Here is a 23,178-nt window from a genome sequence, read left to right as displayed (position 1 = left end):
CGAGATAGTGCCTGTGGCCTAGATTACAGTCAATGTAACGATTTGATAACGTTGACATAGGCCGTTTTGATGTCAAACGGCGCTGAAAACCCTTTCTGAACGGCCAAAATGGCGAAACTTGAGGGAATCCTCATGATCGCTCGCGAAGCTACTCGCAAGTAGAAAAAGTCGTCCGGCTAGAACATGAGGAAATCCTCACGAATGTGTGCCACTCTGGGTTCAGCGCGTGAACGGACGCACATCGCCCATCGCAGTGTCGAGCGTGTGACGTCACGTCGCCTCCTGAACCCCTAACACCCCGCCTGGGTAGTGATCCTCACCCGGGTCCATCCAGGCACGTCTACAACCAGGAGCGAACAGTGACCCTGAGCGATCATCCGACCTTTTCATCCCGCAGTTCACAAACAGCTAATAACACTCTTGCGCTAGCAGCCCAATTCCGCAGTGGCACTTCGTACACCATCAGCTTCGGAGGACAGGGCGCCGAGTGGCTGCCCGCGATCCGCGAACTCATTCATGACGGCGGCTTTGCCCCCGAACTCACCGATCTCGTTTCCGAGGCCAACGCGATGCTCGCGCCGGTGGAGGCTGAACTCCAGATCGTGCGCTCCGAGTTCTCGCCACTTCAATGGGCCGAGGAGCCAGAGGCGGGGATCGACACTCAGACAGCGGCGATTTCCCTTCCAGGCGTCTTCCTCGCGCAGCTTGCGGCCCTGCGACTGCTCGAACTTGAAGGCCTTGACACCGTAGAGGTCGCGCCCGCGGGCGCTGCGGGCCACTCACAGGGTGTGCTGGGTGTTGAGGTTCTGCGCCAGGGCGGCACCCGCAACGCAGAGCTCCTCGCCATCGCTCAGCTGATGGGTGCAGCTGCATCACTGACCGGCCGCCGCCGCGGGTTGCGGTCCGTAGGCTCGCACTCGGCTATGGTCTCCGTCTCCAAGGTAGACCCGCAGCGCATCGCCGATATTGTCGCTGAGGCCACGAGCGGGATGCACCCAGACCTCGCACCCGTCGTCGCTATCCGCAACGGCCGTCGCCGCGTGGTCATCTCCGGCCGCCCTGAGCAGATCGAGCGTATCCGTCTGCGCTGCGCCGAGATCGCTGCGAAGGAGAAGGAAGAGCGTGCCGAGCGTACGCGCGGCGGCGAAATCTTCGCGCCTGTCTTCGACCCCATCGCAGCAGAGGTCGCCTTCCACCACCCCTCCATGTCCGCGGCCGTCGAACTCGCCGTGGAATGGGCGGAAGAATGCGGCATCGACACTGACCTCACCCGTAGTCTCGCGACAAGCGCGCTCGTCGATCCTGTCGACTGGGTCGCTGAAGTCGAGCGCCTCGCCGACACCGGCGCAAAATGGCTCCTCGATGTGGGTCCCGGCGACGTTTTCGCGCGTCTGACCGCCTCATCTGTGCGCGGACTGGGCATCGCGGTAGTTCCTGCCGGAACGCGCGGCGGACACCGTAACCTCTTCACCCCCGGTGCAGCCCCCGAGGCGCCAAGCCCGTGGACCCGGTTCGCGCCGCGGGTCGTTCAGCTTCCTGACGGCACCAAGGTTGCGGAAACCCGCTTCTCCCGGCTCACCGGTCGGTCGCCGATCGTCCTTGCCGGTATGACCCCCACCACCGTAGACGCGAAGATTGTCGCAGCGGCCGCGAACGCTGGCTACTGGTCAGAGCTCGCAGGCGGCGGCCAAGTAACCGAGTCGATCTTCAACAACCGTGTCGAGGATCTGAAGAAGATACTCGACCCGGGCCGTTCCGTTCAGCTCAACGCGATGTTCCTCGATCCGTACCTCTGGAAGCTGCACGTGGGCGGTAAGCGCCTGCTGCAGAAGGCGCGCGTCGCTGGCGCCCCATTTGACGGCGTGACCATCACCGCAGGCATTCCCGAACTCGATGACGCGCTGTCGATCATCGAGGACCTGAACAACGCTGGCCTGTCCTACATCGCGTTCAAACCGGGCACCGTCACCCAGATCCGCTCGGTCATCCGGATCGCAGCGGAGGTTCCGCACCAGACCGTCATCGTCCAGATCGAAGGCGGCAAGGCTGGTGGCCACCACTCCTGGGAAGATCTTGATGATCTCCTCCTTGAGACCTACGCCGAACTCCGCTCTCGCCCGAACGTCGTAATCGCCGCCGGCGGCGGAATCGGAACCCCCGAGCGTGCTGCCGACTACCTGACCGGACGCTGGTCTGTTGCACACGGCTTCCCCGCCATGCCAGTGGACTCGATCCTCATCGGCACGGCGGCGATGGCAGCGCTCGAAGCCACCACTTCGCCTGAGGTCAAAAAGCTGCTCGTCGAGACGCAGGGCACGCCGGACTGGATTCCCGCCGGCGGCGCGGAGAACGGCATGTCCTCCGGGCGCAGCCAGCTCGGCGCAGACATTCACGAGGTCGACAACACCGCTTCGAAGACCGGCCGCCTGCTGGACGAGGTTGCGGGCGACGCAGCGGCGGTCAAGCGCCGCCGCGATGAAATCGTCGCCGCGCTCAATGGCACAGCGAAGCCGTACTTCGGTGATGTCGCAGAAATGACCTACAAAGAATGGCTCGAGCGCTACGTCGAACTGACCGTGGGCGCGGCCGAGCATGCGTTCGACATCGGGGGTGACTTCTCGGACGCGGAGGACACTGTCAAGTCCGTATGGATTGACGAGACCTGGCGTGAGCGCTTCGCATCGATGATCCGCCGCGCTGAGGCACGGCTGAACCCAGCGGACCGCGGACGTATCGCCTCGCTGTTCTCCGACCCCGTGCACCTGGAGCGGCCACACGCCGCCATCGCTGAGCTTGCGGTCGCCTACCCGGAGGCTGCAACCACCGTGCTGCACCCCGGCGACGTTCCATTCTTCATGTCGCTCTGCCGCACACCCGGCAAGCCAGTCAACTTCGTTCCCGTCATCGACGCCGAAGTACGCCGCTGGTGGCGGTCAGATTCACTGTGGCAGGCCCACGATCCGCGCTACAGCGCCGATCAGGTATGTGTCATCCCCGGCACCGTATCCGTCGCAGGAATCACCAAGGCAGACGAGCCAGTCGCTGACATTCTCAAGCGTTTCGAGGATGCGACCGTCGAGGCTGTCGACAATGGGGCCACGGTTAAGGCCGTCGGCGCTGAGCCCGTTCAGGTGACGAGCCGCCGCCGCGCGGACGCCGATGGCGCTCTCGGCATTCTCCTCGCCGCGCCCGACGCCATTTGGGGAACCCGCCTCACCAAGAACCCCGTGTTCCGCATCGGTCCGCCGTCAAGCTGGGAAATCGTCTCGGACGACCTTGCTCGGCACGCCGCTACTGGTGCCGTCCTGCGTGCTAGCGGGCAGAACGTCGCTCACCTCGAGTGCCCGGTACCAGGTGGCAAGGTCTCGCTGCGCCTTACCGTTCCCGCGTCGTGCGCCACAGGTGGTGCTCCGATCGTCACCGCTGAGGACACAAGCGCCGCGATGAGCGCGCTGCTCGAGATCGCTGCAGGCGGCGGTGAACTGCCCGCGGTCGTCGACGGAGTCGCCGAGTTCACCACGACCTACCAGCCAGAATTGGTCGCCGACCACGCTGCCGTCACAGCGACCGGAATCGGGTCCGACATGATGCCCGGCACGGTACCGGACGTTCTCGTCGGCACTTGCTGGCCAGCGGTGTTCGCAGCTATCGGTGCTGCTGAGGCTGCCGATGGATCACCATGCGTCGAGGGTCTGCTCGATCTCGTCCACCTCGATCACAACGCGTCGCTGCTCAGCAGCTTGCCCACGGAAGCTGTCATGCTGGACGTGCGTGCGAAGCTCGGCCGCGTTGTTGACGCCGAGGTTGGCCGCGTCATCGAGGTTGAGGTTGAAATCCGCACCGCCGGTGATGTGATCGCTACGCTCACCGAGCGTTTTGCGATTCGCAACCGCACCGGCAGCGCATCGCTCACCGACCCGGTTTCGGTCGCCAGCAAGAGCGCGGAAAGCACGCCACGCAAGATGATCCGCAAGGTCAGCTTCAAGGCCCCGACCGCAATGCGTGCGTTCGCCCGCATCTCAGGCGATCACAACCCGATCCACACCAGCGACGGTGCAGCTGCACTTGCTGGGCTGCCCGGCCCGATCGTGCACGGCATGTGGCTCTCAGCAGCTGCCCAGCACGTCCTCTCGGGGCGCGACATCAGCAGCGATGAGCGCAAGTTCCCCGCCATCGAGGCGTGGACAACCCGTTTCCTCTCCCCGGTGCTGCCCGGCGACACCATCGACGTCCGGGTTGAGCGCATCAGCATCGATTCCGGCCGCGAGATCGTCGAGGTGACCTGCAAGGTCGGCGACACTCCCGTCATGATCGGCACCGCTCGTATGGCGCCGCCGCGGGTCGTCTACGCCTTCCCTGGCCAGGGCATCCAGCACAAGGGCATGGGACTCGACGCGATGAGCCGCTCCAAGGCGGCTCGGGCAGTGTGGGAGCGTGCCGACGCGCATACCCGTGAGGTTCTCGGCTTCTCGATCCTCGCGATCGTTCGAGACAACCCGACCGAGGTCAAAGCGCGCGGCGTGAAGCACTACCACCCGGACGGCGTGCTCTTCCTGACCCAGTTCACACAGGTCGCGATGGCCACCCTCGGTCTCGCGCAGATCGCTGAACTGAAGGAATCCGGCGCGTTCATCGAAGGCGCGTACTACTGCGGCCACTCCGTCGGTGAGTACAACGCGCTCGCCGCGGTTGCCGAGGTGCTGCCGCTCGAGGCCGTGCTAGAACTCGTGTTCCGCCGCGGCTCCGCGATGCACACGCTTGTTCCGCGCGACGCTAAGGGACGCAGTGACTACCGTCTCGGCGCGATCCGCCCGTCGCAGGCCGGTATCGCAGATTCCGACGTCACCGCGTACATCGACGGCATCGCCGAAGAGACCGGTGAGTTCCTGCAGGTCGTCAACTACAACCTGCGCGGCTCACAGTATGCAATTGCCGGTACCGTCAAGGGTCTCGAGGTGCTCGAGTCCGACATCGACGCACGCCGCACCGCTCTCGGCGGTAAGCGCGCGTTCATCCTGGTCCCTGGTATCGACGTGCCGTTCCACTCCTCGGTTCTGCTCGGCGGTGTGCCAGAGTTCCGGGAGAAGCTGCGCGAACTCGTTCCGCATGACATCGACCCGCAGATCCTCGTCGGGCGCTACATCCCGAACCTCGTGCCACGGCTGTTCAACCTCGGCCGGGACTTCGTTCAGGAGATCGCCGACCTCGTTGACTCAGACCCGATGAAGGCAGTTCTCGCTGACTTCGACAGCTGGACCGCCAAGCCTGTCGCGTTGTGCCGCGAGATCCTGATCGAGCTGCTGGCCTGGCAGTTCGCGAGTCCCGTCCGGTGGATCGAGACTCAAGACCTGCTGTTCACCGATGAACTCGAAGGTGGCGTCGCGGTTGAGCGATTCGTGGAGATCGGCACCGGAAGTGCGCCGACCCTCGCGAACCTCGCGAAGTCCACGCTGGCCCTGCCCGGATTCGTCGCGAAGCCTGAGGTCTTCAACGTCGAGCGTGACGCGCTCGCGGTGAAGAGCCAGGATGAGAGCCAGGACTTCGACGACGACATCGAGGATGAGCCAGCCGAGGCAACTGCTCCTGAGGCAGCCGCCGCACCAGCACCGGAAGCGGCTCCCGCTCCAGCAGCACCTACTGCACCTGCTGGTGGTCCACGTCCGGACGACCTGCCCTTCAGTGCCGCAGACGCCACACGCGCGCTCATTGCGTCGCTGACGAAGCTGCGGCCGGAGCAGATCGGTTCCGCTGACACCATCGAGGCGCTGTGCGACGGTGTCTCCTCACGCCGCAACCAGGTGCTTCTCGACCTCGGTTCCGAACTGGGGCTCGGTGCGATCGATGGTGCCGCAGAAGCGGACATCCCGACCCTGTCGCAGACGGTCAACAAGCTCGCCCGCACCTACAAGCCGTTCGGCCCGGTGCTCACCGACACGTTCGGTGACCAGCTCCGTAAGGTCTTCGGCCCGACGGGCAAGCGCCCCGCGTACATCGGCGACGTTGTCACCGACGTGTGGGAACTGGGCCCAGGCTGGGTGAAGCACGTCACCGCGGAGCTGGCGCTCGCAACCCGCGAGGGCACAAGCTCGCGCGGTGGTGAACTCGGCAGCATCAGCGGCAGCACGGCTGACGACCTGATCGACGCGGCCGTGCAGTCCGTCGCAACACGCAACGGTGTCACGGTGGGCAAGCCTTCCGCAGCTGGCGCCGGCGGCGGGACCGTCGACTCGGCCACGGTCTCGGCTCTCACCGAGTCGATCACCGGACCGGATGGCGTCCTCGCGTCGACCGCACGCCACCTTCTCGAAGAGCTGGGCCTTTCCGCACCGAAGTCCCTCGCCGACTCCGACGACGCATCCGCTGAGCTTGCTGAGCTGGTCGCGCAGGAACTCGGCAGCGACTGGGCACGCCAGGTCGCGCCAGGATTCGATGCACGTAAGGCAGTCGTGTTCGACGACCGCTGGGCGAGCGCTCGCGAAGACCTCGCGAAGCTCTGGATCGGCGACAACGCTGACTCAGCTGGCACGTTCACCGGCACTGGTCAGATCATCGCCACCCAGGCGCGCTGGTGGGCCCGGAAGGCAGAGGAAGCTGGACGTCCCGGTCTTGTTGAGACCTACTCGCGTCTGGCTGCTGAAGCCGAGGACACCTCGACCGGAAAGTGGGCCTCAGAGGTCGCGATCATCACAGGTGCAAGCGAAGGTTCCATCGCCGCGGCAGTGGCCGGGGACCTGCTGAACGGCGGCGCAACGGTTATCGCAACCACCTCCCGCCTGAACTCGGATCGGGTCGGCTTCTACAAGGAGCTGTACCGGGCGAATGCCCGCGCTGGAGCCACCCTGTGGGTCGTCCCGGCCAACATGGCAGCGTTCAGCGACGTCGATGCACTCGTCGACTGGATTGGCAGCGAGTACGCGATCAGTGCAGGCCCGGAGACCAAGGTGCTTAAAAAGGCACTCACCCCGACGATGCTGGTTCCGTTCGCGGCGCCACGCGTCAGCGGTGACCTCGCCGATGCGGGCGCCAAGGCGGAACTGCAGATGCGCGTTCTGCTGTGGTCGGTGGAGAAGATGATCGGCGGCCTGTCAGCTATCGGCAAGGACAACGACATCGACAACCGGCTGCACGTCCTGCTGCCAGGTTCACCGAACCGCGGCATCTTCGGTGGCGACGGTGCTTACGGCGAGTCCAAGGCCGCGTTCGACGCGATCATCGCCAAGTGGAAGTCCGAGTCGAGCTGGGCGCAGCGTGTCACCTTCACGCACGCACTGATCGGCTGGGTCCGGGGCACCGGACTCATGGGCGGCAATGACCCGCTGGTTCGCTTCGTCGAGGCTGCGGGCGTCACGACCTGGTCCACCGCAGACATGGCCCAGGAGCTGCTCAAGGGCTGCACTGCGGACGCCCGCAGCTATGCGGAGTCCGAGCCAGTTGTCCTGAACCTCACCGGCGGACTCGACACCGCTGACCTCGACCTTTCTGCGCTGGCCGGCAAGGCACAGGCGGCAGCCGAGGAAGAGGCAGAGGAAGAGAGCGAAGCGGAGGCCGACAACCTCGTCGGCGCATTGCCACCGGCACCTGCAGCTGACCCGGTACGCCGTCTCGGCTGGAGCAAGGTCGCGGCGGACCCCGCCGACATGGTCGTCATCGTCGGCGCCGGGGAACTCGGACCGTACGGCTCGGCGCGTACCCGCTTCGAGATGGAGGTCTCCGAAGAACTGTCGGCGGCCGGTGTCCTGGAACTCGCCTGGACCACGGGTCTCATCACCTGGCACAACGATCCGAAGCCAGCGTGGTACGATGCCGAATCCGGTGACGAGGTCGCTGAAGAGGACATCTGGGAGCTCTACCACGACCGCGTCGTCGAGCAGTGCGGCATCCGGCCGTACGAGAACGATGGGGCACTGCAGGACGGCACCCAGCCGCTGCTCAGCTCCGTCTTCCTCGACAAGGACCTGACCTTCACGGTCAGCGGCGAGGCAGAAGCGCGTGCATTCGTCTCCGCAGCACCAGACTCCACGGTCATCGAATCACTGGAGTCCGGTGAATGGCAGGTCACCCGTAAGGCTGGCACCGAGATCCGCGTCCCGCGGCGTGTCGAAATGACTCGCACCGTCGGCGCCCAGATCCCGCTGAACTTCGACGCAACCCGTTGGGGCATCCCAGCTGAGCTGGCTGACTCCATCGACCGGGTCGCACTGTGGAACCTGGTCACCACGGTGGACGCGTTCCTCAGCTCCGGATTCACGCCATCCGAACTGCTCCGCTGGGTCCACCCGGCAGAGGTCGCCAACACGCAGGGCGTCGGCATCGGCGGCATGAAGTCGATGCGTTCGCTCTACATCGACGCGATCCTCGGCGAGAACCGGCCGAACGACATCCTGCAGGAAGCCCTGCCGAACGTCATCGCGGCTCACGTCGTCCAGTCCTACGTCGGCAGCTACGGCGACATGCTCCACCCAGTGGCGGCATGCGCGACCGCAGCAGTGTCGGTCTCGGAGGGCTTCGACAAGATCAAGCTCGGACGGGCCCAGTTCGTGGTCGCCGGTGGCTTCGATGACCTTGGAGTCGAAGGCATCACCGGCTTCGGTGACATGAACGCGACCGCCCACACCCAGGCGATGCTGGACAAGGGCATCGATCCGCGGCGCTTCTCACGCGCCAACGATCGACGCCGCGGCGGATTCGTCGAGGCCAACGGTGGCGGCACCATCCTGCTGGCGCGCGGTGACGTCGCGTTCGAACTGGGACTGCCGGTGCTCGGTGTGGTCGGCTGGACCGGAACCTTCGGTGACGGTGCACACACGTCCATCCCGGCACCCGGTATCGGTGCGCTCGGTGCTGGCCGTGGCGGCCAGGCTTCCAAGCTCGCTCGCGAACTCGGCAAGCTCGGCGTCACCGCGGACGACATCTCGGTGATCTCCAAGCACGACACGTCAACCGGCGCGAACGACCCGAACGAGTCCGAACTGCACGAGCGCGTTGCCAGCGCTCTCGGACGGTCGGATGGCGCACCACTGTTCGTGGTCTCCCAGAAGTCCCTCACCGGTCACTCGAAGGGCGGTGCGGCAGCGTTCCAGATGATCGGTCTCTGCCAGGTCCTCGCCCAGGGCGTGGTTCCGCCGAACCGCAGCCTCGACTGCGTCGACGACGTCCTCGCTGAGCATCCCCACCTGGTGTGGGTGCGTGAGGCACTGAAACTGGGTGACAAGCTGCCGCTGAAGGTCGGTCTGGTGACCAGCCTCGGGTTCGGGCACGTGTCCGCGTTCGTCGCGATCGTTCACCAGGAGGCGTTCCTCCAGGCACTCGGTGAAGAGCGGGCCGCTGACTACCTGGCCCGGGCAGGCAAGCGCGTCGCCGACGGCCGCCGCCGTATCGCGGCTGCCATGGTCGGTGGGCCGGCACTGTACGAGCGCCCTGAGAACCGCAGGTTCGAGTCTCAGGTCCGCGAGTCTGAGGCCGCGCTGCTCCTCGATCCGGAGGCCCGCCTCGGTGAGTCCGGCACGTACCCGGTAGCTCCATCCCGGTAACTGGCGTGCCGTGACCGGAATGGCCGTACGAGGTATCGGGATTGACCTGGTGTGTGTGAGTGAGTTCGCAGAACAGCTCACACACCCAGGCACCACGATGCTGCAGAACTTCACCGTGGGCGAGCGGCGATACTGCTCGAGCGTCGCCGACGATCCAGCACGCCACTACGCCGCACGGTGGGCCGCGAAAGAGGCCCTGATCAAGGCCTGGTCAGGGTCCCGGTTCGCCCGGCCACCAGTGATGTCGAATGTTCGCTTCAGCGAGATCGAAGTGCTCACCGACAACTGGGGCCGGCCGAGCCTCGTGGTGAAAGGTGACATCGCCGGGTACATCGGCGACGCCACCATCCATGTCTCCCTCACCCACGACGGGGACATGGCAGGAGCCTTCGTCATCATCGAAGATCCATAACCGAAAAGATGAAGCCCCGAGCGCCGCATCCAGTGCTCGGGGCTTTTACTATGTGCGCTTGCGGCGAAGGTCCCGCTCAGTCTGCAAGAGGTAGGCACTGAGCAGGCGTTTGAGTTCACCCACCGCCTCCGGGTGGTTCTGCCCGTCACGCACCGCGAAATTGAACATCGAGTACGCGATATGAACAAGTACCTCGGCGATCTTCTGCCGGAAAGCCGTGTCCGCGGAGGGGAAGAGGGGCTGGATAAGCTCTGAGACCTGCTGAGCGAGCGCACGCTCGTAGATCGCAGCGGTGGCCCTTGTCGCTGGTGTTGATTGCACAGCGAGCCACACAGCGCGCCTAGAAGGGTCATTCAGCCAGAGGTCCGCGAGGTGGTCGAGGAACCTGTTCAGAATGACCGGCCACTGCATGGTCGGGACCATGCTCTGGAAGGCAGCGAGCTCACGCTGCACACCCACAAGATCGTGGCGGTCGAGTTCACAGACGATCACATACTTATTGGCGAAAAACTGGTAGAGCGTCCCGATCGGCACACCGGCCCGGTTTGCCACTTCCTCGCAGGTGAAGGATTCGAAGCCCTCTTCGACCAGCAGCTCACGCGCCGCACTCAGGATTGCCTCGAACTTCCGCCGGCTTCGCTCCTGCGCAGGGCGGCGTCGAGGCAGCAACTCCTCCGGGGTGCCGGAGGGCGCGGGGAATGACAATCCTTCACTGCTCCTGGTGATGGCGTCCGATTCGTTCGGGTTCACATCATCGGCATCGGCTGCGGGGGAACTCACTGCACCCCTCGGGCGGCTCTCCGTCGACGACTCCACGCCCGAAGGATATCCGTACCCGCCAGTTTTTGCCCGAACCGGGCAGAACCAGTGCCCTCGGCGGCTCCCTCGGCCGGCTCCCTTCGGCCATACACCGCGAGTACCGACCAGGACCCCTCTGCAGTCGGTGTGTGGCCGGGAGAGCGGGTGTGTGGCCGGGGAGTGGGTGTATGGACTAGAACCTGCGGCCGGCTCGCTCCGCCGCGCGGAGAATTTTCGCGTAGATGACCTCTGGCGTGCTTAGTTCACGCCAGATCCACCGAGCGAATTGCCAGTCGAGATCGCGAGCCTTGTCTTCGCGCTGCTTTTCCTTCCACAGCACCTCTTCAGGTGGCTGACCGGGATTAAGTGCACGCCCGTACTTGATTCGCCCGTCGAACTCGCCGAGGACGCGAAGCGAAGGAACCGCAAAGTCGGCCCGGGCGACAAGAATGCCATTCTCATCGCGGACGGGGTACTGCACCTCGATGGGCGGCAGCGGAAACTGATCCAGGGCCACCCGGCTGCGCGATTCGCCGACACTTTCACTGCGTCCGTCGAGAAAGCCGACCACTTTGCGGGCCACCGGCAGTCCCTTCCACCTGCGCATCGACGCAAGGACGGAGCGCAACTCGTCTCGCGATGTGCCGCGGCGCAGGGCTGCGTCTCCGACGACAACGGCGGCCTCGAAACCAGCTGTCCTCGCGATGTCGACCACTGTGCGGGCGATCGTTGTCGCGAGGTGCCCGTCCACGTAGGTCAGGTGTTCAGGCGGCAAAGGGGAAATGTGCAGCACTCGATGTTTGCTGACTTTGCCCCCGCTGGCTGCGTCGGCGGTCAGGTGGACTCGATCGAGTGGGACACCCCAGACCGGGAGCCCGTGTATTAGGGCAGCGGAGCTGTGGCTGAGCACAGCGCCCTCGCGGGCATCGGAGAGAACCTGACGTGCGGCAACCACGTGCCGCGCAGCTGGGCTCATAGAGTTGTGCACTGACGCTGGAACGTAGAGACCGCGGTGCAGTCTCGTGAGTTGTCCGCTGCGGCACCGAGCGGTCAGCTCGTCATCGGTGATTCCGCGGGCGTGAGCTGACTTCCTGGTGAGATGCTGATCGGGTGTCACGTTTCCATGACACCCGATTCTGTGACCACCTATCCACACTGATTGTTGAATTGTGGATAACTCGCATCTTGTGGATAACGCGTTGCTGATGGGATGGTTGTCCGGTCAGCCGGACCGGGGGCTCATCGCACGGTCATACGGCCAGGTCTCGCCGGAGTTTGGCGACATGTCCCGTGGCTTTGACGTTGTACTGCGCCACCTCGATTTTCCCGTGTTCGTCGACGAGAAATGTGGACCGGATGACACCCTGAACAGTTTTTCCGTACAATTTTTTCTCGCCGAACGCGCCCCATTCCGCGAGGGTGGACTTTTCGGGATCAGATAATAGCGGAAATGAAATGTCTTCTGTGTCACGAAACTTCGCGAGCTTCTCCGGTTTGTCCGGTGAGATGCCGAGGACCGTGAGACCGGCTCCGTTGAGGTCGCTGAGGTTATCCCGGAAGTCACATGCCTGCTTCGTGCACCCAGGGGTGCCAGCGGCAGGGTAGAAGTACACGATGACCTTCTGGCCTGTGTAGTCTGCGAGCGACACGGGCTTGCCGTCGGCGTCGGGGAGGGTGAAGGCGGGGGCGTTATCGCCAGGGCTGAGACGGTTGTTTTCTGTCACAGTCGCAAGCGTAGGGGACCTTGGTGTCGCGTGGAACGAAGCTGTGGATAACCCGTGCAAACCAGACTGCCTGTGGATAACTAGGCGTTTTCGGGGTTGCTGCGGCATCGCGCACGATCTCTCTACTACGGTAGGAGCGAACATAGTTTCGCCGACGATGGAGGACACGTGTCGAGGGACACTGAAAGCATTGAACGCGACATCGAGCGTGCCCGGGAGCAACTTGCGAGCACGCTAGACGAACTGACGGTTCGTGCGAATCCGCGTCGGGTGCTCGATAACGCAAAAGAGAAGGCGATCGCCAAGTCGGAGGAACCGGAAGTACGCATCGCGGTCGTGGGCGTGGGTGTCCTTTTCGTCTTCGTCGTTCTCTGGCGGATCTTCCGGTAGGGAATTAGCCCTTCAGCTTCCACTGAGCAACGCCCAGTGCGATCACGCGAAGCTGGTTCGTGCCCCGGCTGATTGCGGCACGCTCTTCAGCTGGGTTTCGCGGGTCTGCGCGCAACAAATCGTCAACGATGGCGATGATTGCGGTGACCCCTAGGTCTGCTACCCATTCGATATCGTCGTATTCCCAATCGCGCATGGCGGGGATTCGCGCCAGCTCAGCCGCCAGTTCCCGCGAGAACAAGCGCAGTTCGGTGGCGATCGCTCGTCTGATTTCGGCGACGCCTCCATAACGTTCCTGTGTAATAAAGCGGAATTCCCGCTCATGCTCCCGTACCTCCCGGGCGATGATGGAGAGGAAGTCCCGGATCGTCGGGTTGGTGTTGCGGCGTGCCTCACGGAGGATCTGGCGAAGCGCGCGCGTACTCATCTCCACGAGATTGACGCCGAGGTGCTCCATGGAGTCGAAATGCCGGTAGAACGCCGTAGGCACAATCCCAACTGCGCGAGTCACCTCGCGCAGGGAGACGCTGACGAAGCTGCGGTCATCGAGCAGTTCGAGCGTCCCATCAAGGAGTGCCTGGCGCGTACGTTCCTTGCGCTCAGATCTGCTACCGGGCCCTGTCACATCAATCAGTTTAGGGGGCAACGGGCCGGTGAACGCGCACACACTGTCATGCGGATCACGGAAGGGGTTGTTGACATGAGGGTTGAGGAGTCGGCACACTCTTTGGTGTACACACGTTCACTGAAAGTTCGAGCGTCGGTCTGAGAGGCCGTGCCGGAGGTTCAGCACACACGATGAGGAGACAACGATGACGACATCGATCTCGCCGCGGACGCTGCCGACCGCACCTAACCCGCCTCGGTTCGCGAGCGCCAAGACCGCCAAAAAGGTCCAGAAGGTCGCTCGAGTTTCCGCTCTCAAGGCCCGGTTCTCGCTGGTAAGCCTAGTGGAGAAGCTTGCAACGCCGCACGCTGTCGACCGCTACCTCGAACTCGTCAACCCCATGATCACCGTCCGCGATTTGCGCGCAAAGGTGACCCGGGTTGAGCGTTACACCAAGGATACGGTCACGCTCGAACTCGAGCCCACACGTCAGTGGAAGGGCTTTGAGGCCGGTCAGTTCGTCCAGATCGGTGTTGTGATCAACGGTGTACGCCACACCCGCTGTTTCTCTCCGGCGAACTCGGCGCACAGCAAGGACGGCAGGATCGAGCTCACGATCAAGGCGCATCCTGACGGCTTTGTATCCCGCTACCTGCGTGATGAGGCGAAACCCGGCCTAGTCGTCGAGCTTTCACAGGCTGCTGGCATATTCCATCTCCCGCAGGAACGCCCGGACAAGCTGCTGCTGCTCAGCGGTGGCAGCGGAATTACACCCGTACTCTCGATGCTCCGCACGCTGGTCGACGAGGGATACACCGGAGATATCACGTTCCTCCACTACTGCGACACGGTTGCTGATGTACCGCACGCTGACGTGTTGCGGGACATCGCCTCGAAATACCCGAATGTGACTCTTCTGATTGCGTCTACCGCGCCAGGTGGTGGCGGTGACCTCGAAGGATTCTTCGGATCCGAGCATGTGAACACCGCAGCGCCGTGGTTCGGCGAGGCGCAGACGTTCCTCTGCGGGCCACCTCCGATGATGAAGGCTATCCGCGAGTTCTACGACGATCTGGGCCTGAGTGAACGCCTGCACACTGAAGAGTTTCAGACTGCCCCGGCAGTCGCGGATGACACCGAAGAAGCTACCGGCACAATTCGATTCAGTGGAAGCAGTGTCGATCGGGAGAACTCCGGATCCTCGTTGCTCGAGGAGGCTGAGGACGCTGGTCTGACACCCGAATACGGCTGCCGCATGGGTATTTGCTTCACCTGTACGGCTGTCAAGAAGACGGGATGCACCAAGAGCCTCCTGACAGGCGAGATCAACGATCTGCCTGACGAGCCGATCCAGCTGTGCGTTTCCCGCGCTGTGGGTGACGTCGAGATCGACATCTAATCAACTAAGTCCAAAAGTCCCAGTTCACTACCCGTGACGGTATCCCCATAGCAAAAACAGGGGATGGATGCCGCCAACGGAAGCATCCTAAGGAGACATCATCATGGCTGTATTGACACTCCCAGTGTCCGCACCCACCCTCCCGTCCCTACCCGGTAAGGAACTCCGTCGACGCGTGACGAAGGTGGCCACCACCCCTATTTCGAAGGCATCGAAGGCGCTGGGCGGCAGCTCGAACAGCAAGGAGCCCGTCCACCTCACCCACGAGCAGGTCGAAGAGTTTGGCCGCGAACTCGAGGAACTGCGTGCCCGCATTGTCGCGGATCTGGGTGACAAGGACCGCGACTACATCTACAAGATCATCAAGGCGCAGCGGGCACTCGAAGTCGCGGGTCGCGGCCTCATGTACGTCCTGCCGGCTTGGCCGCTGGCCGTGACCTCCCTTGGTCTCGCGAAGATTCTCGACAACATGGAGATCGGCCACAACGTCATGCACGGCCAGTATGACTGGATGAAGGAGAAGGGCCTCAACTCCCGCGTCTTCGAGTGGGACAACGTGTGTCCCGCCGATCAGTGGCGCCACTCACACAACTACATGCACCACACGTTCACCAACATCCTTGATATGGACCGCGACATCGGTTACGGCATCCTGCGGATGGACAAGGACCAGAAGTGGCACCCGTACTACCTGGGTAACCCGCTGTACGCGTTCGCGCTGATGATGGCCTTTGAGTGGGGCGTCATGCTCCATGACATGCACGCTGAAGAGGTCGTGCAGGGCAAGCGCGACATGAACGAGGTCAAGGAACTCGCCAAGGGCTGGGTGCGCAAGGCAGGCCCCCAGGCGCTGAAGGACTATGTGATGTTCCCAGCGCTGACCGGGCCCCTGTTCCCGACCACTCTGGCCGGCAACTTCGCTGCCAACCTGATCCGCAACGTGTGGGCCTACAGCATCATCTTCTGTGGTCACTTCCCAACCGGTGTCCAGGTGTTCACCAAGGAAGAGACCGCGAACGAAACCCGCGCTGAGTGGTACCTGCGTCAGATGCTGGGTTCCGCAAACATCACCGGTGGCAAGTTGTTCCACATCATGTCGGGCAACCTGTCGCACCAGATCGAGCACCACTTGTTCCCGGATATCCCGGCCTTCCGCTACCCGGAGATGGCTCCTGAGGTTGAGCGGATCGCCACGAAGTACGGCCTCCCGTACAACAAGGGACCGTTCTTCAAGCAGATCGGCTCAGTGTGGGGCAAGATCTTCAAGCTTGCGGTTCCTGATGCGCTCGTGAAGATGGACGAGCCAGCAGGCGTCATCATCGAGCGTGCCGCTGACGTCGAGAAAGACCCAGCCGCGTAAGTAACCGTGCGATCAATCGGCCCGGACAGGCATCGCCTGTCCGGGCCGTTGTCGGTTCGGCCGGTTCGGCTACACCACGCCGAGCGCGCACATCGAATCGGCGACCTTCGTGAAGCCGGCGATATTCGCACCGAGAACGTAGTCGTGTGGCGTGCCGTATTCTGCGGCGGTGTCGCGGCAGCGTCCGAAGATGTCGGACATGATTTGCTCGAGCCGCCGGTCCGTGTAATCGAAATGCCACGAATCTCGGGAAGCGTTCTGCTGCATCTCGAGCGCTGAGGTAGCGACTCCCCCCGCATTAGCTGCTTTACCCGGGCCGAACCGGACGTCTGCATCTCTAAACGCCGCGACGCCCTTCGGTGTGACCGGCATGTTGGCGCCCTCGGCAACGATTCGCACCCCACCCCGAATCAGCGATTTGGCAGCAGATTCGTCGAGTTCATTCTGGGTGGCGCACGGTAGCGCCACGTCACACGGGACGTCCCAGATCGAGCCGCCGCTGATGAACCGGGCAGAGTCGCGTTCGTCCGCGTAGAGGTGGATCCTGCCGCGACGACGCTCTTTGACGTCCTTGAGAAGGTCGAGCTCGATACCCTTCTCATCGACGACGAATCCGCTCGAATCGGAGCATGCGACGACGGTCCCACCTTGCTCCTGGACCTTCTGGATCGCGTAGATCGCCACGTTGCCGGAACCGGACACCGTTACGCGCTTGCCGTCAAGCGAGTCGTTGTCCTCGGCGAGCATGTTCGCGACAAAGTAGGCGACTCCAAAGCCAGTCGCTTCTTTGCGGACGAGCGAGCCGCCCCAAGCGGTTCCCTTGCCGGTGATCACGCCGGATTCGTGTGCGTTGCGCAGGCGCATGTACTGACCGAAGAGGAAGCCGATCTCCCGTTGGCCGACTCCGATGTCACCGGCAGGTACATCGGTGTGCTCACCGATATGACGCTGCAGTTCCGTCATGAACGACTGACAGAACCGCATCATTTCGTTGGCGCTTCTCCCTTTGGGGTCGAAGTCGGCTCCGCCTTTCGCGCCGCCGATAGGTAAGCCGGTGAGCGCGTTCTTGAAGATCTGCTCGAAACCCAGGAATTTGATGATCCCGACGTTGACCGAGGGATGAAAACGCAGCCCGCCCTTGTATGGACCTAGGACGCTGCTGTACTGCACACGATACCCGCGGTTGACGTGCACTTTTCCGGTGTCGTCGACCCAGGGCACGCGGAAGATGATCTGCCGTTCGGGCTCGCACATTCTGTCGATGAGGGCGTTTTCCGTGTATTCGGGATGCCGTTTGACGACGACCGCGAGAGACGTGAACAGGCTTTCTACAGCCTGCTGAAACTCTGGTTCGCCGGGATTGCGGCGGATCACACTGTCGTAGATTTCGCGTAGGCGGTCATCCATGGCCCCACGGTACCTGCGCTATCGCAGCACGCGGACTTCGTCCTGACCGGACAGCCATTCGTCGGCGAGGTTTTCGAGTACTCCCTCGTGGTGCAGATTCTCGAGCGCGATCGTCGCGCATTCGGTGAATGCGCTTCCCTTTTCGAGTACGAGTCCAAAAAACTCTGTGACTTCGTTCGGCGCTGGGAACCGCCCCACGACGACGCCATTGGGGGAGAGACGCTCGTCGGCGATCTGTACCGCAGTCGGCAGATCTGCGATGAGCGCATCGATCTCGCCGTTCTCCAGCGCTTCGATTGCGCCCTCCGTCGTCGGATAGACGCGTGGCTCGTCCTGTGGGTGGATGCTGTGCGCGGCGGCATAGAGTGCCGTCGAGCCTTCGTGCGCGCCTAGCTGTAGCTCTTCGAGGTCGGCGAGGGCAGTGGCACCGGCGGCTGCGTTGTCTTCGAGTGTCACCACCGCTTGCGCAACGGCATAGTAAGGCGCTGAGAAGTCGACGTTCTCTCTGCGCTGACCAAGGATGCTGAACTGACTGATCGCGAAATCGAAGTCTTTCGGTCCTGCCTCCAGGGCTTCGTTGAAAGCCACACGGACAAACGAGGTGAGGTCCGGCGCGTATCCCAGGCCTTCAGCCACCGCGCGCGCCACCGCACCTTCGAAGCCTTGCCCGTTTGCGGGATCGTTTTCGGTGAACCAGGGCTCATAGGCAGGATCATCGGTGGCGATTGTGAGGATGCCAGGTTCGACTGTCCGGCCGCCTCCCGGTGCGCAGCGTGGCGGGACACCAGGAGGTGCAGCATCGGGCAACTGCAGCGAGCCCTGCGGCGGAAAGAACTCGTCGAGCTGGTTTTCCGCGGGCTCAGAGCTGCTAGGGCTGCAGGCGCTTGCGAACACAGCGAGTACAGCCGCCGCTGCTGAGGCACGGAGCGTCCCGGGAGTTCGAGGCATGAGTCTCAATCTTCTCGTCACGTGAACATGGGCGTGGACGCCAGTATGACGTAGGGAGTCCGCAGACAGTGGCCCACGACACAGCTGTGTGCGGCGCGGCGCGCCTAGGTATACGGGTAATCTCCATGCGATAGCAAAATGGCGACAATCTGTTCGAATAACGTGATGTTCTTCATATCGCGATGCTTGTACGCACGCGGTTCAAGTAATCTCTATCGAGATCAGTGACGATCTTGTGCAGTATGCAGTTCATGTGGGAGGGCGTGCGTATGGTGGCTCTACCGCTTATTGGCTTCTTCGGGGAAGATGCCGGGCGGCCTGGCTCAGCACCGGTTCGCACACTCAAAGGAATCCCATTAATTCGGAATGCCTCTTTTGTTCGGGGCGCTGAGGCACAGCATTCGGAGCCGGTGCGGCTGACGGCTGAGCAGGTGGAGGAGTTCGGGCGCGCTCTCGACGCTATTCGCGAACGGGTGCTGGCGGACCTGGGTGAGCGTGATCGGGATTACATTTACAAAGTCATTCGTGCTCAGCGGGCATTCGAAGCCGCGGGCCGCGGACTTTTCTTCCTCGGATTCATTCCGCCGGTGTGGATCGCCGCAGTCGCTTCGCTGAGTATGTCGAAGATTCTCGATAATCTAGAAATCGGCCACAACCTGATGCATGGCCAGTACGACTTTATGCGCGAGCGGGGCCTGAATTCTCGGGTATACGAGTGGGACATTGTCGTACAAGCCGATTTGTGGCGTTACAGTCATAACTACCGTCACCACACATTTACGAACGTAGTGGGTCAGGATCGCGATATCGGCTTCGGCGTGATGCGGCTTGACGAAGATCAGCCATGGCACCCGTTCTTCCTGCTCAACCCTGTCATTGCGGCCGCGATTGTCACTCTGTTCGAATGGCTGGCTGCCCTGCATGTCCTTGAACTAGATCATTCAGTGTTGCCCGGGGACCGCTGGACGAACCTGAAGAAGGTGTCCCGGCACTGGTGGGAGAAGATCGCACCCCAGGCCGCGAAGGATTATGTCTTCTTCCCCGCGCTGACGGGCCCGCTGTTTCCCCTGACAATCGCGGGCAATGCGGTGGCAAATATCGTCCGGAACCTGTGGGTCGGCAACCTGATCTACTGCGGGCATTTCCCGGCGGGCGCTCAGACTTTCACGGAGGAAGAGATCGCCGGGGAGGGGCGCGGCGAGTGGTATCTGCGGCAACTGCTTGGCTCGGCGAACTTCACCGGGTCCCGGTTGCTTCATATTCTTTCCGGCAGTACGGGTTTTCAGATCGAGCACCATCTCTTTCCGGACATCCCGTCATGCCGCCTTCCTGACATCTCACGCGAGGTGCAAGAACTCTGCGCCCAGTTTGGTGTGCCCTACAACACGGGTCCGCTGCCGAAGCAGATGTTCTCGGCGTGGAAGAAGATTTGCAAGCTGGCGTTGCCCCCGTCACTCGTGAAGCCCGAGAAGGTGCGCACTGTTATGGTTGAGCGCAAATCTTCCCAGGCTTAGGAGGGGATATGGTCGGGAAGCTGGAGCGCGGCAAAGACGTCACCCAGCAGCTGGTTGAATCGGCTGCGACGCACGTCGGCCGCATCACAGTGATCATCACCGGTGCTGTCGCCGGTGTCGCACGCGAGATCGGTGATTGGGTCACCGACGGCTTCGAGATGGTTGAGGCAGCGAAGCGCGCTGAGCAGGACAAGCCGCGTGAACTGCGACAGCGCGAGGATTATGCCGAGTACGAGGATGAAGACGCGGACTACGACGCGGACGATGCCGAACGCTAGTCGTCCTACATCTGCACGCCCACGTACTTGACCTCAAGGAACTCATCGATCCCGGTGAATCCGCCCTCACGGCCGAGCCCGGATTCCTTGACACCACCAAACGGTGCCGCCGGATTCGAGACGACTCCCTGGTTCAGCCCCACCATGCCCGATTCGAGGGCTTCGCAGACACGGAGTCCTCGTCGGAGATTTTCTGTATAGACGTACGCCACTAGCCCGAACGGCGTGTTGTTCGCGCGACTGACGACCTCTTCCTCTGTATCGAACACGCTTACGGCCGCGACGGGGCCGAAGATTTCTGTGTTCGCCATCTCAGCGTCGTCGGGCACGCCGGTCAGAAGAGTAGCGGGGTAGAAGTAGCCTGGCCGTTCGGGGCGCTCGCCGCCGAGGACGATATTGGCGCCGCGGTCAGTTGCGTCAGCCACGAGCTGAGTCACTTTGTCGATCGCCGCCTGCTCGATGAGTGGCCCGACTACAACACCGTCTTCTGTGCCGCGCCCCATCTCCAGCGCTCCCATGCGCTCGCTGAGTTTGCTGACGAACTCGTCGGCGACAGCGCGCTGTACGTAGATGCGGTTGGCGGCGGTGCACGCCTGCCCAATATTGCGCATCTTTGCCGCCATCGCGCCGTTCACGGCTTCGTCGATGTCTGCGTCCTCGAAGACGATGAAGGGCGCGTTGCCCCCAAGTTCCATGGATGTACGCATCACTGTCTTCGAGCACTGCTCAAGGAGGATCTTGCCGACCTCGGTGGATCCGGTGAAGGACAGCTTGCGGCTGCGTGGGTCGTAAATGAGCGGCGGCATCACCTTGCTGGGGTTCGTTGTGGTGACAACGTTGACTACGCCGTCGGGAAGTCCGGCACGTTGCAGAATTTCAGCGAGAGCAAGCATGGAGAGCGGCGTGAATTCGGCGGGCTTGATGATAGAGGTGCAGCCGGCGGCAATCGCCGGGCCGATCTTGCGCGTGCCCATGGCCATCGGGAAGTTCCACGGTGTGATCAGAATGCTGGGTCCGACAGGCTGGCGTGTCACGAGGAAGCGTGCGTTACCGGCTGGCGAAGGCATGAACCCTCCGTCAATGCGCACAGCCTCTTCCGCAAACCATCGGAAGAACTCGGCGGCATAGCCGATTTCGCCGCGTGCCTCCGCAAGCGGCTTGCCCATCTCGAGCGTCATGATGAGAGCGAGTCGTTCTTTCTCATCGATCAGGAGTTGGTGGGCGCGGCTGAGGATCTCGCTGCGTTCTCTAGCGGGAGTGGCGGCCCAGCCAGCCTGGGCTTTGGCGGCTGCATCGAGCGCAGCCATCGCTTCGTCAGGATTCGCGTCCGCGACGTCACACAGCGTTTCGCCGGTCGAGGGGTCGGTAACCGCGAAAGTTTTCTCGGTCTCGCGCCATTGCCCGCCGACAAACAGACCGGTAGGGACCGACGCGATCGCTTCGCGCTCTTCCTGAGCGGTGGGGGGCATCGCAACTCCTTCTTCGCCATTGCCTCACTGTCGAGGCCATGGTATGCCTATTGTTGACAATCCGACAATGGGAGGGTGTCAGTGACACGGATATCTCCACTCCTCAAGCAAGCGACCCCGGTCACCGTCGATCACGGCGAGGGCTGCTACCTATACGGCACCGACGGACGGCGATACCTCGACTTCACCGCGGGTATCGGAGTCACGAGTACCGGACACTGCCACCCACGCGTCGTCGAGGCCGCGCGCGCCCAGGTCGGATCGCTGATCCACGGGCAATATACGACCGTCATGCACAAGCCCATGCTGGAGCTAGTCGAAAAGCTCGGCGAGGTGCTTCCTGAGGGGCTCGATTCGCTGTTCTTCTCGAACTCGGGAAGTGAAGCTGTCGAAGCGGCGCTGCGGCTCGCCCGGCAAGCAACGGGACGGCCCAACGTCATCGTTTTCCACGGCGGCTTCCACGGACGCACGGTTGCAGCAGCCTCGATGACGACGTCTGGAACCCGGTTTAGTGCGGGCTTCAGCCCGCTGATGGCGGGAGTGCATGTTGCGCCGTTCCCTACGGCATTCCGCTGGGGCTGGAGCGAGGAGGAGGCAACTGACTTCGCTCTGCGCGAGCTCGACTACCTCTTCGCGACGATCAGCTCACCGAAGGAGACGGCAGCGTTCATCGTCGAGCCGGTATTGGGTGAGGGCGGGTATGTGCCCGGAAACACGCGGTTTTTCCAGGGCCTCCGCGAGCGCGCCGATCAGCATGGGATCGTGCTGATCCTCGATGAGATCCAGACGGGCTTCGGCCGCACCGGCAAGTTCTTCGGCCATCAGCACTTCGATATCAAGCCCGACGTCATCACGATTGCCAAGGGACTGGCCAGCGGGTTCCCGCTCTCCGGGATTGCCGCACCGGAAGCGTTGATGGCCAAAGCCTGGCCTGGCTCGCAGGGTGGCACGTACGGCGGAAACGCGGTTGCTTGTGCCGCTGCCGTCGCGACGATCGATGTCATCCGTGACGAAGGGCTGGTAGACAATGCCGCCCAGCGCGGGACGCAACTCTTGCACGGTGCGGCGAATCTGGCCACCAAAGCTATCGGTGACACCCGTGGCCTCGGCCTGCTCGTGGGCAGTGAGTTCGTCGACGAGAACGGCAAGCCCGACGGCACGAAAGCCGCAGCAGCTCAACAACTTGCCGGGAAGAAGGGGTTGTTGCTGCTGATGTGCGGCGCGTACATGAACACCGTGCGCATGATTCCGCCGCTGATCGTGACAAGCGAGCAGATTGACGAAGGTTTGAGCATCTGGGAGGAAGTGCTCGCCGAGATCTGACAGCGACTACACCGGAGGG

The 23,178-nt window shown here is 62.8% G+C and carries 15 protein-coding genes; 8 read left to right on the top strand and 7 right to left on the bottom strand.

Features of this window, described 5'->3' with window-relative positions; genetic code table 11:
- Positions 1 to 365: 365 nt before the first annotated feature.
- Together AS9A_RS17330 and acpS are read left to right on the top strand one after the other, a co-directional pair.
- Positions 366 to 9,530, top strand: coding sequence for a fatty acid synthase subunit beta domain-containing protein (locus AS9A_RS17330; RefSeq protein WP_407636576.1), 9,165 nt, complete (start codon positions 366 to 368; stop codon positions 9,528 to 9,530).
- Between the two features lie 19 nt (positions 9,531 to 9,549).
- On the top strand, positions 9,550 to 9,942 hold the full coding sequence (gene acpS, locus AS9A_RS17325) for a holo-ACP synthase AcpS (protein ID WP_041451180.1): 393 nt from the start codon (positions 9,550 to 9,552) through the stop codon (positions 9,940 to 9,942).
- Positions 9,943 to 9,990: 48 nt separating this feature from the next.
- Here acpS and AS9A_RS17320 read toward each other — a convergent pair whose 3' ends face one another.
- The 3 genes from AS9A_RS17320 to bcp all read right to left on the bottom strand — a co-directional run bounded on the left by AS9A_RS17320 (position 9,991) and on the right by bcp (position 12,464).
- Complete coding sequence (locus tag AS9A_RS17320; protein ID WP_148262622.1) at positions 9,991 to 10,668, bottom strand: TetR/AcrR family transcriptional regulator; 678 nt, start codon at positions 10,666 to 10,668, stop codon at positions 9,991 to 9,993.
- A gap of 265 nt (positions 10,669 to 10,933) precedes the next feature.
- Positions 10,934 to 11,857, bottom strand: coding sequence for a type IV toxin-antitoxin system AbiEi family antitoxin domain-containing protein (locus AS9A_RS17315; RefSeq protein ID WP_013808404.1), 924 nt, complete (start codon positions 11,855 to 11,857; stop codon positions 10,934 to 10,936).
- A 133-nt stretch (positions 11,858 to 11,990) separates the two neighbouring features.
- Positions 11,991 to 12,464 (bottom strand): thioredoxin-dependent thiol peroxidase, encoded by a 474-nt coding sequence (gene bcp / locus AS9A_RS17310; RefSeq protein WP_013808403.1) that lies wholly within the window; start codon positions 12,462 to 12,464, stop codon positions 11,991 to 11,993.
- Between the two features lie 168 nt (positions 12,465 to 12,632).
- On the opposite strand from bcp, the gene AS9A_RS17305 reads away from it, so the two are divergent.
- Complete coding sequence (locus tag AS9A_RS17305) at positions 12,633 to 12,854, top strand: DUF3618 domain-containing protein (protein ID WP_013808402.1); 222 nt, start codon at positions 12,633 to 12,635, stop codon at positions 12,852 to 12,854.
- Positions 12,855 to 12,858: 4 nt separating this feature from the next.
- Here AS9A_RS17305 and AS9A_RS17300 read toward each other — a convergent pair whose 3' ends face one another.
- Complete coding sequence (locus AS9A_RS17300; RefSeq protein WP_041452140.1) at positions 12,859 to 13,479, bottom strand: TetR family transcriptional regulator; 621 nt, start codon at positions 13,477 to 13,479, stop codon at positions 12,859 to 12,861.
- Between the two features lie 187 nt (positions 13,480 to 13,666).
- On the opposite strand from AS9A_RS17300, the gene AS9A_RS17295 reads away from it, so the two are divergent.
- Together AS9A_RS17295 and AS9A_RS17290 are read left to right on the top strand one after the other, a co-directional pair.
- A complete protein-coding gene (locus tag AS9A_RS17295) occupies positions 13,667 to 14,860 on the top strand; it encodes a ferredoxin reductase (protein WP_013808400.1) in 1,194 nt (397 codons plus the stop codon).
- Between the two features lie 103 nt (positions 14,861 to 14,963).
- Entirely contained in the window at positions 14,964 to 16,220 is a 1,257-nt protein-coding gene (locus AS9A_RS17290) for a fatty acid desaturase family protein (RefSeq protein ID WP_083826583.1), read from the top strand.
- Between the two features lie 69 nt (positions 16,221 to 16,289).
- On the opposite strand, the gene gdhA is transcribed toward AS9A_RS17290, so the two are convergent.
- Complete coding sequence (gdhA, locus tag AS9A_RS17285; RefSeq protein WP_013808398.1) at positions 16,290 to 17,627, bottom strand: NADP-specific glutamate dehydrogenase; 1,338 nt, start codon at positions 17,625 to 17,627, stop codon at positions 16,290 to 16,292.
- 18 nt (positions 17,628 to 17,645) lie between these two features.
- A complete protein-coding gene (locus AS9A_RS17280) occupies positions 17,646 to 18,575 on the bottom strand; it encodes an ABC transporter substrate-binding protein (RefSeq protein ID WP_013808397.1) in 930 nt (309 codons plus the stop codon).
- 269 nt (positions 18,576 to 18,844) lie between these two features.
- Between AS9A_RS17280 and AS9A_RS17275 the strand changes: the two genes are divergently transcribed.
- Both AS9A_RS17275 and AS9A_RS17270 read left to right on the top strand, forming a co-directional pair.
- Positions 18,845 to 20,089, top strand: a complete 1,245-nt coding sequence (locus tag AS9A_RS17275; protein WP_013808396.1) for a fatty acid desaturase family protein — start codon at positions 18,845 to 18,847, stop codon at positions 20,087 to 20,089.
- A gap of 8 nt (positions 20,090 to 20,097) precedes the next feature.
- A complete protein-coding gene (locus AS9A_RS17270; RefSeq protein ID WP_013808395.1) occupies positions 20,098 to 20,367 on the top strand; it encodes a hypothetical protein in 270 nt (89 codons plus the stop codon).
- 5 nt (positions 20,368 to 20,372) lie between these two features.
- Here the strand turns inward: AS9A_RS17270 and AS9A_RS17265 are convergent, their stop codons facing one another.
- Positions 20,373 to 21,836 carry an NAD-dependent succinate-semialdehyde dehydrogenase gene (locus tag AS9A_RS17265; protein ID WP_013808394.1) on the bottom strand — a complete coding sequence of 488 codons (1,464 nt, stop codon included), beginning with the start codon at positions 21,834 to 21,836 and terminating at the stop codon, positions 20,373 to 20,375.
- An 81-nt stretch (positions 21,837 to 21,917) separates the two neighbouring features.
- Between AS9A_RS17265 and AS9A_RS17260 the strand changes: the two genes are divergently transcribed.
- Complete coding sequence (locus AS9A_RS17260; RefSeq protein ID WP_013808393.1) at positions 21,918 to 23,159, top strand: aspartate aminotransferase family protein; 1,242 nt, start codon at positions 21,918 to 21,920, stop codon at positions 23,157 to 23,159.
- The last annotated feature ends 19 nt before the right edge of the window (positions 23,160 to 23,178 follow it).

This window comes from Hoyosella subflava DQS3-9A1 (genome assembly GCF_000214175.1).
In the GTDB taxonomy this organism is placed as follows: domain Bacteria; phylum Actinomycetota; class Actinomycetes; order Mycobacteriales; family Mycobacteriaceae; genus Hoyosella; species Hoyosella subflava.
This window is presented reverse-complemented; position numbering and strand designations above follow the sequence as displayed.

Coding starts and splice junctions, on each gene's coding strand:
- AS9A_RS17275 (WP_013808396.1), top strand. CDS start 18,845: ATGGTGGCTCTACCGCTTATTGGCTTCTTCGGGGAAGATGCCGGGCGG.
- AS9A_RS17270 (WP_013808395.1), top strand. CDS start 20,098: ATGGTCGGGAAGCTGGAGCGCGGCAAAGACGTCACCCAGCAGCTGGTT.
- AS9A_RS17290 (WP_083826583.1), top strand. CDS start 14,964: ATGGCTGTATTGACACTCCCAGTGTCCGCACCCACCCTCCCGTCCCTA.
- AS9A_RS17280 (WP_013808397.1), bottom strand. CDS start 18,575: ATGCCTCGAACTCCCGGGACGCTCCGTGCCTCAGCAGCGGCGGCTGTA.
- gdhA (WP_013808398.1), bottom strand. CDS start 17,627: ATGGATGACCGCCTACGCGAAATCTACGACAGTGTGATCCGCCGCAAT.
- AS9A_RS17295 (WP_013808400.1), top strand. CDS start 13,667: ATGACGACATCGATCTCGCCGCGGACGCTGCCGACCGCACCTAACCCG.
- AS9A_RS17265 (WP_013808394.1), bottom strand. CDS start 21,836: ATGCCCCCCACCGCTCAGGAAGAGCGCGAAGCGATCGCGTCGGTCCCT.
- acpS (WP_041451180.1), top strand. CDS start 9,550: ATGGCCGTACGAGGTATCGGGATTGACCTGGTGTGTGTGAGTGAGTTC.